This window comes from Candidatus Symbiopectobacterium sp. NZEC135 (assembly GCF_025962695.1).
This window is the reverse complement of record NZ_JAGFPF010001230.1, coordinates 1-648: the sequence shown is the minus strand read 5'-3', so window position 1 is coordinate 648 and position 648 is coordinate 1. Positions and strand designations below refer to the sequence as shown.

The window sequence follows — 648 nt, the reverse complement described above, 5'->3', positions numbered from 1 at the left end:
CACCAATACTTCTCCAACGTGAGTTATCTCGGACAATCTCTTGGTGATAAGGGCGAGGTATGCGAATTTATAGTCTCGATTTGATGAAGATTATTGCGATTTTTCTGGTTATTCTTTCACATGTTTCTCTCTATTTTATGAATCGCGATCCTCAGGACTTCGGCGTATTGTTTATTCGTCAGACTGGACAGTTTGGTGTGGCGATGTTTTATATGGCGAGTGGTTATTTTTTACTGAATAATCGCCATGAGGATCAATTTTGCTATGCCATGACTAAATCAAAAGCCATCGCCATCGCACTGGTTTTCTGGCTCTGTTTTTATTATCTGTATGACAATGTTGTGCTGACGCGCGTGCTGGGTGCACCGCATTACGATTTCTGGGCGTACCTTAATACCGATCGCACCGCGAGTGAGGCCAGCCACCTGTGGTTTTTATTCTCGATTATTGGTCTCTATTTTATCGTGCCGTTGCTGCGTCCTGTGTTTGTTGATGCCAACCGCCAGATGCTGATTTATGTTATTGCTGCGCTATTTCTATTAGCCAACGTGACGCTGGTTGAGAAAATAATGAATAGCCTGTTCGCTATTCCCTCGTTTATTCATCCGGCATTGTTGATGTCCAGCCAGGTATTTGGTCTGGTCAGTT

The 648-nt window shown here is 43.7% G+C and carries 1 protein-coding gene; it reads left to right on the top strand.

Features of this window, described 5'->3' with window-relative positions:
• Positions 1-59 precede the first annotated feature (59 nt).
• The coding region (locus J5224_RS33520; protein ID WP_264629197.1) for an acyltransferase at positions 60-648 on the top strand (589 nt) is incomplete at its 3' end.